Source organism: Lawsonibacter sp. OA9 (assembly GCF_022440585.1).
In genome coordinates this window covers 2184898-2199150 of sequence record NZ_JAKNTI010000022.1, presented here as the reverse complement: position 1 = coordinate 2199150, position 14253 = coordinate 2184898, and the positions used below count along the sequence as shown (strand labels likewise).

General features: G+C 61.0%; 16 protein-coding genes. 6 read left to right on the top strand and 10 right to left on the bottom strand.

The annotated features are described in order from the left end of the window. Positions 1-37 precede the first annotated feature (37 nt). The 8 genes from MCG44_RS11845 to MCG44_RS11810 all read right to left on the bottom strand — a co-directional run bounded on the left by MCG44_RS11845 (position 38) and on the right by MCG44_RS11810 (position 6494). Positions 38-619: an ATP-binding cassette domain-containing protein gene (locus tag MCG44_RS11845; protein WP_240288416.1), complete on the bottom strand. Its 582-nt coding sequence runs from the start codon at positions 617-619 to the stop codon at positions 38-40. Next, entirely contained in the window at positions 616-1395 is a 780-nt protein-coding gene (locus MCG44_RS11840) for an ABC transporter permease (protein ID WP_186851842.1), read from the bottom strand. Before MCG44_RS11840 ends, MCG44_RS11845 begins: the two co-directional genes overlap by 4 nt. Beyond that, a complete protein-coding gene (locus tag MCG44_RS11835) occupies positions 1382-2458 on the bottom strand; it encodes an ABC transporter substrate-binding protein (protein ID WP_240288413.1) in 1077 nt (358 codons plus the stop codon). Before MCG44_RS11835 ends, MCG44_RS11840 begins: the two co-directional genes overlap by 14 nt. 39 nt (positions 2459-2497) lie before the next feature. Beyond that, entirely contained in the window at positions 2498-3154 is a 657-nt protein-coding gene (locus MCG44_RS11830; RefSeq protein ID WP_186851844.1) for a Crp/Fnr family transcriptional regulator, read from the bottom strand. A 202-nt stretch (positions 3155-3356) separates the two neighbouring features. After that, entirely contained in the window at positions 3357-3911 is a 555-nt protein-coding gene (locus MCG44_RS11825) for a Fe-S-containing hydro-lyase (protein WP_186851845.1), read from the bottom strand. Between the two features lie 39 nt (positions 3912-3950). Beyond that, positions 3951-4778 carry an alpha/beta fold hydrolase gene (locus MCG44_RS11820; protein ID WP_240288411.1) on the bottom strand — a complete coding sequence of 276 codons (828 nt, stop codon included), beginning with the start codon at positions 4776-4778 and terminating at the stop codon, positions 3951-3953. A gap of 23 nt (positions 4779-4801) precedes the next feature. Further along, positions 4802-5641: a fumarate hydratase gene (locus MCG44_RS11815; RefSeq protein ID WP_240288409.1), complete on the bottom strand. Its 840-nt coding sequence runs from the start codon at positions 5639-5641 to the stop codon at positions 4802-4804. Between the two features lie 127 nt (positions 5642-5768). Further along, positions 5769-6494 (bottom strand): DUF554 domain-containing protein, encoded by a 726-nt coding sequence (locus MCG44_RS11810; RefSeq protein ID WP_186851848.1) that lies wholly within the window; start codon positions 6492-6494, stop codon positions 5769-5771. A gap of 157 nt (positions 6495-6651) precedes the next feature. Here MCG44_RS11810 and MCG44_RS11805 point away from each other — a divergent pair, with 157 nt between their 5' ends. Next, a complete protein-coding gene (locus MCG44_RS11805) occupies positions 6652-7617 on the top strand; it encodes a D-2-hydroxyacid dehydrogenase (protein WP_186851849.1) in 966 nt (321 codons plus the stop codon). Positions 7618-7673: 56 nt separating this feature from the next. Here the strand turns inward: MCG44_RS11805 and MCG44_RS11800 are convergent, their stop codons facing one another. Next, entirely contained in the window at positions 7674-8759 is a 1086-nt protein-coding gene (locus MCG44_RS11800) for a DUF2974 domain-containing protein (protein ID WP_240288407.1), read from the bottom strand. Between the two features lie 109 nt (positions 8760-8868). Between MCG44_RS11800 and MCG44_RS11795 the strand changes: the two genes are divergently transcribed. The 4 genes from MCG44_RS11795 to MCG44_RS11780 all read left to right on the top strand — a co-directional run bounded on the left by MCG44_RS11795 (position 8869) and on the right by MCG44_RS11780 (position 10824). Continuing rightward, on the top strand, positions 8869-9117 hold the full coding sequence (locus tag MCG44_RS11795) for a sporulation transcriptional regulator SpoIIID (RefSeq protein ID WP_147573246.1): 249 nt from the start codon (positions 8869-8871) through the stop codon (positions 9115-9117). 105 nt (positions 9118-9222) lie between these two features. Next, entirely contained in the window at positions 9223-10053 is an 831-nt protein-coding gene (gene thyA / locus MCG44_RS11790) for a thymidylate synthase (RefSeq protein WP_147573248.1), read from the top strand. Positions 10054-10066: 13 nt separating this feature from the next. Continuing rightward, a complete protein-coding gene (locus tag MCG44_RS11785) occupies positions 10067-10549 on the top strand; it encodes a dihydrofolate reductase (protein WP_240288405.1) in 483 nt (160 codons plus the stop codon). A gap of 5 nt (positions 10550-10554) precedes the next feature. Beyond that, positions 10555-10824, top strand: a complete 270-nt coding sequence (locus MCG44_RS11780) for a hypothetical protein (protein ID WP_186851851.1) — start codon at positions 10555-10557, stop codon at positions 10822-10824. 37 nt (positions 10825-10861) lie between these two features. On the opposite strand, the gene MCG44_RS15030 is transcribed toward MCG44_RS11780, so the two are convergent. After that, positions 10862-12004, bottom strand: coding sequence for a 5-bromo-4-chloroindolyl phosphate hydrolysis family protein (locus tag MCG44_RS15030; protein ID WP_240288403.1), 1143 nt, complete (start codon positions 12002-12004; stop codon positions 10862-10864). 308 nt (positions 12005-12312) lie between these two features. Between MCG44_RS15030 and MCG44_RS11770 the strand changes: the two genes are divergently transcribed. After that, a complete protein-coding gene (locus MCG44_RS11770) occupies positions 12313-14232 on the top strand; it encodes a VanW family protein (RefSeq protein ID WP_240288401.1) in 1920 nt (639 codons plus the stop codon). Positions 14233-14253: the final 21 nt, after the last annotated feature.

The window sequence follows — 14253 nt, the reverse complement described above, 5'->3', positions numbered from 1 at the left end:
CGGGAGCCCCGGCGGTACAGCCGGGGCTCCCGTTTTATTAGAGGAGGCGCAGGGGAGGGCCATCCAGAGGGATAACCCGGTCCGCCATGGACAGGATATCCTCCTCGTGACTGGACAGCAGGATAGGCAGGCCCAGTGCCCTCATCCTGTCCATGATACGCCCGGCCCGCTCCCGGTCCACCCCGGCAAAGGGCTCATCCAGCAGATAGAGCCGGGCGGGGAGGGACAGGCACCGGGCCAGAGCCAGCCGTCTGCCCATGCCGCCGGACAGGGCGGGGGGATAGACGGATGCTTCGCCGCCCAGCTCCACCAACTCCAGCAGTTGGGACACGTCCTTCCAGCGATCCTTGGGCAGTACGTCAGTGAGGTGCTGTCCCACCGACCGCCAGGGGAGAAGGCGGTTTTCTTGAAACAGGATAGCGATCTCCCTGGGACTGATGCCGGAGACCGTGCCGCTCTGGGGCCGCTCCAGACCGGCCAACACCCGCAGCAGGGTGGTCTTGCCGCAGCCGGAGGGACCCCGCAGGGCGGTGATGCCGGCGTCGGGGAGGGAGAGGGAAAAGCGGTCCAGCACCTTTTTCTCTCCAAAGGAGACGCTGAGTGATCGACAGGAGATCACAACTGAGTCCCCCCCTTCTGCTCCAGCATCAGCCGGAGTCCACGCTCCAGCGCCAGGCTGAGGGCCACCACCACAGCGGTCCAGGCAAAGAGATCCGGGATTTCTAGAGAGAGCTTAGAACTGTAAATCTGAGTGCCCATGGCCAAAGAGGGGGTACATAGCACCTCGGCGGCCACACCGGATTTCCAGGCCAGACCCACAGAGGTGATGAGGGCGGAGAGAAAGTATGGCCGGAGAGAGGGGAGATAGATCAGCCGTATGGCCTTGCTCCGCGAGAAGCGGTAGGCGCGGGCCAGCTCCAGAAGCTGGGCGTCAGTGGCCTCGATGCCGTGGACCAGGTTCTCCCATGTAACCGGCAGAACCATAAGGGCGGAGATGATGGCAGGTACCTGGTCCCGCTGCGTCCATAGCAGGACCAGCAGGATAAAGGAGACCACTGGGGTAGCCCGGATGATTCGGATGGGCGGGGACAGGAGCCGGGCAGACCAGGAGCTGGCGCAGGTAAGACCGGCCAGCAGTCCGCCCAGCACCACTCCGGCGAACAGGCCCGCTGCCACCCGGAGAAAGGTGGCTCCCACGGAGGCCCAGAAGGAAACCTGTCCTACCAGAGCGGCCAGGGCGGCCAACACGGTGAGGGGGTAGGGAAGGAGCAGCTCGTTCCCCCGGCCCTCCACATGAAGCTCCACCAACCAGGCGGCAAGCTGCCAAGCCCCCAGCCAGAAGGCCGGGGGCAGCAAGGCGCGGATGAAATTGGGCCGCCCTTTACTCCCCGCCATAGTAGAAGGCGTCGTAGGGCATCCCGCCGCCGATGGAAGCGGGGTCGGTACGGAATAGGACGGCGTAGTAGCCCTCCAGAGCGGCGCGCATCTCCTGGCCCGTTAAGAAGGTCAGATTGCACTGGGGAATGGCCGCCTGGGCCACCTGCTCATTGGGAGCGATGCCGTATTTCGCCACCAGGGCGGCTCCGTCAGCAGCGTTGCCCTCCTCCGTCATGAAGGTGATGGAGTCGCCGTACAGGTCTAGCAGAGCGTCGATCAGCATGGGATTTTCCTGGATGAATTCGGTCCGGGCTACCACGCAGCCCATGGGCAGGACCCCTTGATCCAGTTTCTCCCACTCGTCAGACAGGGACAGGGCCTGACGAACGCCGGTGTCCTGTACCATCAGGGCGGTGGCGGCGGGGACAGGGAGCATACAGATGGCCTGTTCCGAGGAAACCATTTTAGCCGAAACCTCCTGGGCGGTCATCCACTGGATGTCTAAGGTAGAGGGGTCCACCCCGTTTGCCGTGAGGAGATGGTCCAATACATACTCCGGGTTTGCTCCCTGGCCAGTGGCGTAAATTGTCTTGCCCCGCAGGTCAGCCATAGAGTGGACGCTGTCCCCTTTCTCCAGAATATAGAGCACCCCCAGAGTGTTGACCGCCAACACCTGAATGGCCCCATCGCTTTTGGTGTACAGATTGGCAGCCACGTTGGTAGCGATGGCGGCCACATCGGCGGAGCCATTGACCAGGGCATCGGTGACCTGATTGTTGTCCGCCACAACAGTAGTGTTCAAAGTAAATGGGGCGTCTGTGGGGGCGCTGCCGGTAGCGTAGCTGTCCACCAAATAAGCGGCCCCGACGCCGGTAGGACCGCTGAGGACCATAAAGTTGATCTCCGGAATATCAGACGGGCCGGGAATCTCCTGGGACGAGTCGCCTGACGAGGAACCGCCGGAGGAGATGTCCCCGGAGGCAGAGCTGGAGGAGTCGTTCTCACTGGCGCTTGGTTTACAGCCGGCTAGGCTGGCCAGCACCAGGGCGGCGCACAGCAAGAGAGAGAGTTTTCGTTTCATGTGGATCATCCTTTCTGATAGAGCGGTGGGGACAGAAGCTCACAGGAACCCTTCCAGACCGGCTGGGTCGGAGATGGAGATGGTCTTTCCGTGGCGGGAGATGAGGCCGCTCTCCTCCAGGGACTGGAAAGCCCGATAGAGGGAGGCACGGCTCAAGCCCAGCCGCCGGGCCAGGTCGGTGGCGGCACAGGTGAGCTGCCCCTCCCGGACATTGGCCAGCAGGTACCGAGCCAGTTTTCCCTCGGCTCCGGACTGGACCAGGGATTGCAGCCTGCCGGACAGAAAGCGGATTCGGCCGGTGAGGTAGCGCAGGTAGTTTTCCCGGAGCGGCCCGTCCTGAGCCAGTAAGCGGTCCATGCTGTTCTGAGGCAGCATCAGGCAGCGGCTGCTCTGCCGAGCGGTAATGGTGGTAACAAATTCCGGAGCCTCGGTGTACAGGGCGGCGGCTCCAAACAGATCCCCAGGCTCCAGATAGCTGACGGTCAAAGTCCCCTTGGTGACCTGAAGCCTGCCGGCTAGCAGAATGCCCAGGCAGCGGCAAAAATGGCTTGGACTATACACCGTGGCCCCGGTGGGAAAGAACTCCAGCCGGCCCTCCTGTGTGATTTGGTCCAACAGGGCGGGGGAGCAGTGCCGAAGGAGCGGGCAGCCCTCCAGAATCTCCCAATCTTCTTGGTTCAGCGGCAGAACAGGCACCTCCAAACTGTCTTATTTGATACAGAATGATTGTATGACAGGGGAGAGGAAAAGTCAACCCCGGCTCTGGGTTCCAGAACCGGGGCCAGGGAGTCGATCCTTTCCGGACGGAAGATCCCATCCACCCTCCGACTCAGCTTCTGGAGGTGGGCAGGCTGCTCTGTGATAGCGGCAGGGCCGCCTTCCGCTGCGCTGTCAACCTTTATCGGCTGGCCAGATAGGCCGCCGGGCCGCTCTCATACAGATCCCCGCCGTGGGTGTCCAGAATAACGGTAAGGGGGAAGTCCTCCACCTCCAGGCGGCGCACGGCCTCACAGCCCAGATCCTCCCAGCAGAGGACCTCCAGCGCCTTCACGCTGGACGCCATCAAGGCCCCCGCGCCCCCCAGGGCGGCCAGGTAGACGGCCCCATTCCGGACCACGGCGTCCTTGACTGTTTGGCTGCGTTTGCCCTTGCCGATCATGACGGCTTGGCCCAGGTCCAGCAGGCGGGGGGAGTAGGCGTCCATCCGGCCGCTGGTGGTAGGGCCGGCGGAGCCGATGACCTGTCCGGGGCGCTCTGGGGTGGGGCCCACATAGTACAGGGCGGAGCCCTCCACAGGGAAGGGCAGGGGCTCCCCCCGGTCAAGCAGCTCCATCATGCGCTGATGGGCGGCGTCCCGGGCGGTGTAGACCGGCCCGGACAGCAGAACGGTGTCTCCCGCCCGGAGGGGGGCTAAGTCATCCTTTGACACCGGGGTGGTCAGACGATACTGCATGAAAACAGCCTCCTTAACTGATTGGATGGGTATACAGGGTTACAGGTGGTCCGACAGAAAGCGGTGGATCGTATCCGCGAGCTCTTGTGGGCGGAAGCGGTACAGATCGTGGGGAAGGTCTAACAGATGGAGAGAGGAGACGGAAAAAGCGGAGAGATACGTTCTTGCGCACATCCGCCATTCCTCCTGGGGAAGAGGGGTGCCCTTGCCGTTGGAAACCAGGAACAGCGCGGGGACAGAGGCGGGCGGCCCCTCCTGCTGTACCTGCCGGATGGAGCGGGGCAGGTCCCTTGCCTCATTGACCCATACGACACTGACGAAGTTCCGGCGGGCGGCAGGGGCCAGTTCCCTCCGTTCCGAGGCGGGGAAGCGCTTCAGCAGGGCGCGGGAGGTAAGGCGGAAGAGCAGCCTGCGCTTCCAGCTGGAGCGATGGAGGTCCTCCAGCCGGCGATGGACAGCATCCAGCTCCATGTGCTGATAGACCTGCGGTACAGCGGGGTCCAGCCCAACCAGAGCGGAGACCTCCTCCGGATATTTGCGGGCCCAGTGAAGGGCCTCCAGAAAGCCCATGCTGTGGGCGGCCAGCACCACTGGAAGAGGGCGCTCCAGGGCGGCCAGCACGCCGCGGTATTCCTCTACCACAGTGTCTACATCTCTGGGGGCATCTGTCAGGCCGCTGTGTCCATAGCCGAATTTGGAGGGGATGAGGACCGAGTACCATGGGCTCAGAGCGTCCGCCAGAGGGGCATACTCCAGTCCGGGGAACAGAATGTTGGAACCGGACAGAATGAGAAGGGTGACCGGCCGGACGCCCGTGCAGGATACCTGGAGGCTCCGGCCGTCTATGGCAATCATTTTTTCCTCCATGGCGGGCACCTCCCGATGAGCGCTCACAGTTCAGTCGAGGCCCGGCGGGTGACGTGACAGCTGACATTCACCGCCACGGGCAGCCCCGCCACATGGGTGGGGGCGGTCTCTACGGCCAGCCCCAGGCAGGTGGTCTGGCCGCCGAAGCCCTGGGGCCCAATGCCCAGGCCGTTGATTTCTTCCAGCAGCTCCGCCTCCAGGGCGGCGTAGAAGGGGTCCGGATTGGGCTGGTCAATGGGACGGAGGAGAGCGTGCTTGGCCATGGCGGCCACTTTGTCAAAGGAGCCGCCGATGCCCACACCCAACACCACAGGGGGACAGGGGTTGGAGCCGGCCTGCTTTACGGTGTCCACCACAAAGCGCCGGACGCCCTCCACCCCGTCGGCGGGCTTGAGCATGGCTAGCCGGCTCATGTTCTCCGAGCCGAAGCCCTTGGGAGCCACGGTGATGGTGCATCTGTTCCCCGGCACCAGCCGCAGGGTGATGGCGGCGGGGGTGTTGTCCCCGGTGTTTACCCGCCGCAGGGGGTCGGCCACAATGGATTTGCGGAGATAGCCCTCCCCGTAGCCCCGCTGGACTCCTGTGTGGATGGCCTGCTCAAAGTCCCCCTGAATATGGACCTCTTGGCCCAGCTCCACAAACACACAGGCCATTCCTGTGTCCTGACAGATGGGGAGCTCCTTCTCCCCGGCCAGCTCCAGATTGTCCCACAGCAGGCCCAATGTCTCCTGAGCCAGGGGCCAAGGTTCCTCACGGCGGCTCCGGGCCAAGGCGGCCACGATGTCGGGGGGGAGCTGGGTGTTGGCCCGGACACACAACCGGGCCACTGCGTCGGTGACGGCGGCGGAAGAAATGGTCCTCATATTGGTTACCTCCCGGAATGGATAATCGTTTGATTGGGATGATTGTAACATAGCCCAGTGTGAAATTCAATTTTCTGCTGTTAGTTCCAGGAAAACAGCCGGACCGGGCAAAAGCCGGTCCGGCTGTTCATACCAGGGCGGTGTATAGCGCCCCCACCACCAGCGCGGGGAGCAGATTGGCGACCTTAAACTTGTTGCCGAAGGCAAGATTGACGCCTACACAGAAGATGAGGATAGAGCCCAGAAAGGACAGATTGTTCACCACAGCGGGGCTGAACACCGGAGCCAGAAGTCCGGCGCACAGAGTGACTGTGCCCTGGAGCACACCTACGGGCAAAGCTGAAAAGACAGCCCCCTTGCCGTAGGTGGAGGAGAAGATCATGACGATGATCAGGTCGAGGACGGATTTGGTGAACAGGGTGGAGGGGTCTCCGGTCATGCCGTCCTGGATGGAGCCTACGATGGCCATAGCCCCGACACAGACCGTGAGAGAAGCGGTGACGAAGCCCTGGATGAACTGGCTATCCTCCCCACGGGAGGCCTTCTCCTTCAGCCAGCCCCCCAGCCGCTCCATCCGGCCATCCAGATCCAGCCACTCACCCAGCAGAGAGCCGGCGGCGAGGGCCAGTATCATGCCCAGAGTGCCCCTGGTGTCCAGCCCAGTGAGTACCCCGTCCCGGACCGACAGCATCCCGTTCAGGGTGCCAGCTCCACCGATGAAAATGATGCACAGGCCCATGGCCTGGATCACAGCCTGCTGATAGCGGGCCTTGAGTCCTCCCTTCAGGACCAGGCCGGCACACCCTCCCGCCAGAATGGCCAGAACATTGACCACAGTACCAATCCCCGCCAAAGACGATCCCTCCCAGCCGGGGCCGATGTGGCCCCGCACGACTGGATTTATTATAGTGCTTCGACGGAAAATGTCAAAGGAAAAGAATTTGCATTAGGTAGGATGATATGATACAATTAACAAAAATTTGGCCCAGGGCCAAGAGGAGGAATATTTTATGAAAATCGTAGTATTGGACGGCTATACGGAAAACCCCGGTGACCTGAGCTGGGACGAGCTGGGAAAGCTGGGCGAGCTCACTGTTTATGACCGTACCAGCCTCACCGACGAGGACGAGGCTATCGCCCGCATCGGCGACGCCGAGGTGGTCTTTACCAATAAGACTCCCATTACCAAAAAGGTTATCGACGCCTGCCCCAACATGAAGATGATCAGTATGCTGGCCACCGGCTACAATGTGGTGGACTATGTTTATGCCAAGGAAAAGGGCATTCCCGTCACTAACGTGCCCACCTACGGTACCGCCTCCGTCAGCCAGTTCTCCATCGCCCTGCTGCTGGAGATCTGCCACCACATCGGCCACCATGACGCCTCCGTCCATGCCGGCAACTGGGCCAACTGTGTAGACTGGTGCTACTGGGACTATCCCCTGATCGAACTGGAGGGCAAGACCATCGGTATCATCGGCTTTGGCCGCATCGGTCAGGCTGAGGGCCGGATTGCCAAGGCCCTTGGTATGAACGTGGTGGCTTATGACCTGTATCCCAACGACTCCGGCCGGGCCATCGCCGAGTATGTGGACCTGGATACCCTGTATGCCAGGGCCGATGTCATTTCCCTGCACTGCAACCTGACGCCCGAGAACACCGGCATGATCAACAAGGACTCCATCGCCAAGATGAAGGACGGCGTCATTCTGATCAACAATGCCCGTGGCCAGCTCATCCACGAGCAGGATGTGGCCGACGCCCTGAACTCCGGCAAGATGGGAGCCGCCGGCCTGGACGTGGTGTACACCGAGCCCATCCGTGCCGACAACCCTCTCCTGAAGGCCAAGAACTGCATCATCACCCCCCACATCTCCTGGGCCCCCAAGGAGAGCCGCCAGCGCATCATGGATACCGCGGTGGAGAACGTCAAGGCCTATCTGGCCGGCGCCCCCATCAACGTGGTCAACCGCTGAAAAACTGGAAAACAGCAGCAGAGCCGCCCATGGAAACATGGGCGGCTCTTTTGCGTTCAGGGCACGTTTTCCCTCCATACCGAAGCGGCCGACCGGGCCAGCTGAATCAACCCCTCGACCAGCGTCCGGCGGGTCCCGTCCCGGTCGTCCGCCAGAGAGCGCAGGGCGGCCTGGAGGCTCCTGGGCTGAAGCAGGTCGGCGGTGGTGCTGGCCTCTCCGGCGGACAGCAGCTGAAAGAGGGAGTCCACGAACTGACTCCGCTCCTGGGGAGACAGACCGGCCAGCCAGCCCTTAATAGCCTGGTCGGCCATCCGGCTGCCGGGAGTGATCTCTTCCGCCTGGAGGAAGGATCCCCCCTCCACCTCCCAGGAGTAAGGGTCGTGCTGAAGCAGGCCGATTTGGCGGCTCCGCACCACGGTATGGGGCTCGTCGTGTTCCAACAGCAGTCCCACCACTGAGGACTGGGGAATGAAGGTGTGCAGCCGGGTCAGCAGCTCCTGGTAGCCCGGACTGTCCAGCACCAACCGGGTGAAGCCGGGGCCGTCGTTGTTGTAGATGGCCAGGATCCGGTCCCGTACTTTGATCCGGGCCAGGGCGCCGGCAAAGACAGCCAGATTGCCTCCCTTGGAGTGGCCGCCCAGCCGGAGGGAGCCAGGAAAGAGAGAGGCAAACCGCTCCACATAGTCCAGGGCCGCCTGTTGGGCGGGGACAGCGTCCAGGAAGCTCATGCTGAAGTCCTCCTTCCAGCCCACTAGGGTGGCGTCGGTGCCCCGGAAGGAAAGAAAGGCGGAGCCATCCTCCAACAGAACGGCGATGGCGGCGAACTGCATCTCCTCCTCCGGAACAAAGCGGTCCTGAGCGAAGGCCAATCCCAGGGGAGAAAAGCGGCGGCATCGGGCCAGAGCGGCCAGTAGCTTTCGGTCCGAAGGGCATCGGACACGGCCTCGCCGCCCCTCTGGCAGGGCCAGATAGGTTTCCGCCGCCTTTCCAAGAGAGATAGGACCGCGCAGGTCTGGAGGGACCAGGTTTTCGAAGTGGACATAGGACAGGATGGACAGGATCAGGCCGTCCACCGGGTTGAAGGGGGCCTGGCTCATGGGGATATCTCCCCGCCAGGCCAGGTAGTCGAACAGATCGGACAAAGGTTTCAGGCTCCTTTCCGGGGAAAACGGCGTCCTCCAGCCCCCTTTCCCGCATATCCCCGCCCACCACCGCATAGGATGGACCAACAAGAGGCGGGGAGTGTTGTTTTTGAAAGGAAACATGGAGGAGCGGGCCCAGCGCCTAGCTCTTTACATCATAGAGAACCGGGCCACGGTCCGTACCGCCGCACAGAAGTTTGGAATCAGCAAGAGCACCGTACATAAGGACCTGGCCGAGCGGCTGCCTGTATTCAACAGGACACTCTACCTCCAGGTCAAGGGAGTCCTGGAGGAGAACAAGGCCGAGCGGCACATTCGGGGAGGGATCGCCACCCGGAAGAAATACAAAGGGGCCTGAGAACGGACAGTGGATCGGGGACGCCACCGGGCGGCCCCGATTGCTTTTTGCTTCCTCCTATGATATCATATGCCTGAATGTGAATCTTGAAGGGGGACAAGGCCCATGAGCTACGCAGACCAGATATTCATCCAGAATTGCAGGGAGATCCTATCCCATGGGGTGTGGGATACGGACCGGGAGGTGCGCCCCCGATGGCAGGACGGCACGCCCGCCCACACCGTCAAGCTGTTCGGCGTGGTCAACCGTTACGACTTACGGAAGGAATTTCCCATTCTGACGGTCCGGAAGCAGTTCCTGAAGTCAGCGGTGGATGAGCTGCTGTGGATCTGGCAGAAGAAATCCAACAACATCCATGAGCTGAACAGCCATGTGTGGGACGCATGGGCAGACGAAAATGGCTCAATCGGCAAGGCATACGGCTATCAGCTGGGGGTGAAGCACCACTACCCCCAGGGGGATATGGACCAGGTGGACAAGGTGCTGTGGGACCTAAAGCACGATCCCGCCTCCCGCCGCATCATGACCAACCTGTATAACCACCACGACCTTTCCGAGATGGCCCTCTACCCCTGCGCTTACTCTATGACCTTCAATGTGTCGGGCCGCACCCTCAATGGGATCTTGAATCAGCGCAGCCAGGATATGCTCACCGCCAACGGCTGGAACGTGATGCAGTATGCCGTTCTCCTGCACATGCTGGCCCAGGTATCCGGACTGGAGGCGGGGGAACTGATCCACGTCATCGCGGACGCCCACATCTATGACCGTCATGTGTCCGTAGTGGAGGAGCTGCTGGAGCGGGAGCCCTATGAGGCCCCCCGGTTTATCCTGGAGCCCTCCGTCACAGACTTTTACAGCTTTACCCCCTCCAGTGTGAGGCTGGAGGGTTATCAGGCCCATGCCCTGGATCAAAAGATCCCGGTAGCCGTATAGAGGGGGATCTGCTATGGAACTGATTGTGGCGGTGGACCAGAACTGGGCCATTGGGCGGGGAGGGGATCAGCTGATCTACATCTCCCAGGACCTCAAGCGATTCAAAGCGTTGACCACTGGGCACCCGGTAATCTTGGGCCGAAAGACCCTGGACACCTTTCCCGGCGGCCGCCCCCTAAAGGGACGCAGGAACCTGATTCTGTCCCGCAGCCCCGGCTTCGCCCCGGAGGGGGCGGAGGTGTATCCCGACATGGACGCCCTGCTGGCCGCGGCGCCGGAGGATAGCTTTGTAATCGGCGGCGCCTCGGTGTACCGGGCCCTCCTGGACCAATGTTCCACCGCCTATGTGACGAAAATAGAAGCTGCCTTCCCGGCGGCTGACTGCTGGTTCCCCGACCTGGATAGCCGTCCGGAGTGGAGGATATCAGAGGAGAGCGAATCCCAGGAGGAAGATGGAGTCAAGTTCCGGTATGTGACTTATCGAAAGGAGGAATGACGACCATGAAAAAACTGATTGCGGCCGGGCTGGCCTGTGCTCTGACACTGACTGTGGGGGGCACTGTGTTTGCGCACCATCAAGGCCGGACGGAAATATCCGCCCCCTGGATCCACTGTGATGGGGACGGCGACGGCCTATACGGTCGCTGTGCTGGCCGGCGGAATATGAACTTCACAGATGAGGATGGGGATGGTGTCTGTGACAACTGGATAGGCTGTCAGACGCCCGGCCGGGGCGAACACCACGTCAGCGGCCGTCATCACCATGGGTAAGTAAAAAGATTCCGGTACCAGCGGTACCGGAATCTTTTTACAGTCCTAGTGTCATACCCTCCTGGCCGGACAGTCCGTCTTTGGCCAGCATCCGCTCCAGCACCTCTACATCGGCGGTGATATCCATGGCGTCCCCCTGGAAGAGGAGATCCAGCTGCTTTTCAAAGCCATCCACCACCTTATCCATCATACCCTCTATGCGTTCCATGGCGGCAGCGATGTTCTCTCCGGATACCTCCTGGTCCTCCAGCTGTCCATAGGCCCGGAGGATCTTCAGGGTGGTGGGCAGGTAATAGCTCAAAAAGCTATGGAGTTGGGGAGAACTCTCCGGATGGGATTTCTGATAGTCCAGGATTTTGGCGGTGATGACCCCGATCCGGTCGATCTGGGCAGACAGCTTCTCGTTGTCCACGGCCTCGTTGACTGCCCGTATCTCTGTCAGAATGGCGTTCTCCTCCTGGTGGAGAGGCTGGGAGGGAGCCTCCTCCTTGGGCTGGGAATCGGACAGCCCATCAGCACTGAGGACCAGCCGGTCCCCACCATAATCCAAAAAGCCTTGGGGCAGGATACCCTCCCCCAGCATATCGGCCAGATCGTCCCGGACCCGGCGGGGAGGCAGCCCGGAAGCGGAAGCCAGGGTGGATATGGCGATGGACTGCCGGGTCCCAATGACAGCCAAGTAATTGCGGTAGCGCCGAACCTCCTTGTTTTTTCGTACGCCGGCCCATAGGCAGCCGAGGCCGCCGCAGGCGAAACACAGGGGAACGAGGATGCCTGACAGATACCAGCTAATATCAGGAAGCATCCACAGATTTTCTACCCCGTTGATTAGAGTGATCATTCCAAAGCAGATGGCCAGAGCGCCGCCTACCTGAGTCAGCCGTTTGCCGTCCTTAGCCAGTTTAGACAGCAGGTCCTGCTGGGCCTTGGCTTTTTTTCTTCCCTTTCCCTTGGATGTGGACGGCTCCTCTTGGAACGTGGTCGTTCTAGCCCCCACAGGGGCGGCCTGGTCTCGCTGGGTGTAATAGGGGTGCCGGCCGCGCTTTCCCCTGCCCATCAGCTTGAGTACGATCATCAGAATTGCCACGGGAGCGGCGACTCCAGTGAACAGCAGTACGGCGGCAATCGCCCAATAGGCCATATCCCCCGATCTCTCATTTCCCTTGTTGGTGTTTGCCACAGTCAGTCCCCCCAGCGGATGCTTATATCTTTATCATAGCAGGTCTTTCCCAAAATGGAATTTAAATTTTCTTAAAAATCAATGAATGGGTCCAGCGCTACTATCATACAGCAGCGGCGCATAAAAGTAAATGGCAGACGCTTTTTTTCCTAACAAGGGAAAAAGGTGCAGAAAAAGGCATCAGGTTGTAACTGTTCTGTAATTGTATCAGGGAAGTTTGGGTGATATAATAAGCGCAGTCGGCTTTTTGCCCAGATAGAAAATAGAGGGAGGCTCTGTCACAATAAGGGCTTCCTTGGAGGGATAGCATGGAAGGCGAGCGCGTGATGAAGGCGCCGGAGAATGGAAAAAAGAAAACGTGGCTTATCGTGACAGGCGTAGTTCTGGGTGCGTTGCTGATGGCATATCTGGGGCTGTGCGCCTGGGTGGGAACGATGGACCGGATCTTTCCCAACACGACCATCGCCGGTCTGGATGTGTCCGGCATGACCGTGGAGCAGGCTCGGAAGGCGCTGGATCAGGCCATGGCGGAGCATGGAGATGAGATTGCCGGGACTATCACCTACGGGGAGTGGCGGGGCACCATCACCGCCTCCCAGATGAACTATGACTGGTCCGCCTCGGCGCAGGCGGCCTATACAGACGGCAGAGATCACTTTCTGACCCAGGGAGGGCAGTACGCCGCCAGACTTTTGGGCAAACAGTGGTCGGTGGAAACCAGAAGTATGGAAACAACAGAACTGGAGCGCCTGCTGGACCAGATGGAACAGGATCTGGACGGTGATGTGACCAGAGCCGCCTGGCGTCTGGAGGGGGACCGTTTGGTGATGACCAAGGGCCGCACCGGGGTGAGCTTGGACCGGGAGTCTGCCCGGGAGGGAGCTTTTTCCGCGCTGGAGGAGGCGATGGAGCAGAAGCTGGGTGGCGGCCAAGAGGGGAACGCGGAGGTGGAGCGGCAGCTTTACCCCGAGGAGATACCTCCCCAGGAACCCGACTTTGATGAGATTTATACTCAGTTCCATACCGAGCCGGTCAGTGCCCAGATGGACCCGGATACCTTTCAGATCACCGACCATGTGGTGGGGGTGGACTTTGACGTGGATGCCCTGAAGGCCGCCTATGAGGGGGCCGCGGAGGGGGAGACCTTCTCTATCCCCGTTACCTTGACCCAACCCAAGGAGACTAAGGCGAGCCTGGAAGAAAAGCTGTTTCAGGACCTGCTGGGGGAGGGAACCACCAGGGTGACTGGCTCGGCCAACCGCAAGTTCAACGTCAAGCTGTCCGCCGAAGCCTGCAATAACGTGATCCTCCTACCTGGACAGGAGTTCTCCTACAACAATACCACCGGCAGCCGCACGCCGGAAAAGGGCTATAAAAACGCCCCCACCTACCAGGCCGGAAAGTCGGTGGACGACATCGGCGGAGGCATCTGCCAGACCTCCTCCACCATTTACTATGCCGTCCTTCATACCCCGCTAGAGATCGTGGAGCGGCACGACCATCAGTTCAATACTGGTTATGTGGATCTGGGCATGGACGCCACGGTATATTTTGGTTCTCTGGACTTCCGGTTCAAAAACAATACCGAGTACCCCGTCAAGATCGTGACCAGCAGCTATGACTCCAACGGGAGCCGGTATTTGAATGTGAAGATCTATGGTACCAACCCCGATGGCATCTACGCCATCCCCAAGAGCAGCGTCTTTGACAAAGTGGCGCCCACCACCAAGTATGAGCCAGACCCCAGTGTTCCCCAGGGTACCCTGGTGCTGGATAAGGAGCAGTACGCTTACACCGGCTGGAGCGCCCACACTTATCGGTATATTTACGACAAGGACGGCAATGTGTTGGAGAAGCAGGATATGGGGAGCAGCAAATACAGTATGCGCCCCAACCTGTATCACTATAACCCGGCCGACGGCGACCCCAGCACCTGGCCAGACGGCAAGCCGCCGCAGCCCGGCACTGACCCTGGGACAGAGGTTCCTGTGGATCCCAGTACGGAGACCGGAGGGACAGCAGGCCCCGGCACAGAGGGCGGAGCCGTCCCCGGTACCGGAGAAGGGGAGGCTGGGACGGACCAGCCCGCACAGGACCAGCCGGCATCTGAGCAGACGGACGCCGGCGAGAGCGACCAAACCCAGACGGAGGGAGTGAGTGGTGGAGAGCGGCCCTCCAGCCAGGGTGAGGAGGCATCCTCTGGCCAGAATACGGAGGCGGCGACCTGACAGACAGAGAGGAAGAGGACG

What these genes read in the sequence shown, in the direction of transcription:
- MCG44_RS11785 (WP_240288405.1), top strand. Translation starts at nt 10,067, where the DNA reads ATGGAACTGATTGTGGCGGTGGACCAGAACTGGGCCATTGGGCGGGGA.
- MCG44_RS11825 (WP_186851845.1), bottom strand. Translation starts at nt 3,911, where the DNA reads ATGCAGTATCGTCTGACCACCCCGGTGTCAAAGGATGACTTAGCCCCC.
- MCG44_RS11815 (WP_240288409.1), bottom strand. Translation starts at nt 5,641, where the DNA reads ATGAGGACCATTTCTTCCGCCGCCGTCACCGACGCAGTGGCCCGGTTG.
- MCG44_RS11840 (WP_186851842.1), bottom strand. Translation starts at nt 1,395, where the DNA reads ATGGCGGGGAGTAAAGGGCGGCCCAATTTCATCCGCGCCTTGCTGCCC.
- MCG44_RS11770 (WP_240288401.1), top strand. Translation starts at nt 12,313, where the DNA reads ATGGAAGGCGAGCGCGTGATGAAGGCGCCGGAGAATGGAAAAAAGAAA.
- thyA (WP_147573248.1), top strand. Translation starts at nt 9,223, where the DNA reads ATGAGCTACGCAGACCAGATATTCATCCAGAATTGCAGGGAGATCCTA.
- MCG44_RS11820 (WP_240288411.1), bottom strand. Translation starts at nt 4,778, where the DNA reads ATGGAGGAAAAAATGATTGCCATAGACGGCCGGAGCCTCCAGGTATCC.
- MCG44_RS11780 (WP_186851851.1), top strand. Translation starts at nt 10,555, where the DNA reads ATGAAAAAACTGATTGCGGCCGGGCTGGCCTGTGCTCTGACACTGACT.
- MCG44_RS11835 (WP_240288413.1), bottom strand. Translation starts at nt 2,458, where the DNA reads ATGAAACGAAAACTCTCTCTCTTGCTGTGCGCCGCCCTGGTGCTGGCC.
- MCG44_RS11805 (WP_186851849.1), top strand. Translation starts at nt 6,652, where the DNA reads ATGAAAATCGTAGTATTGGACGGCTATACGGAAAACCCCGGTGACCTG.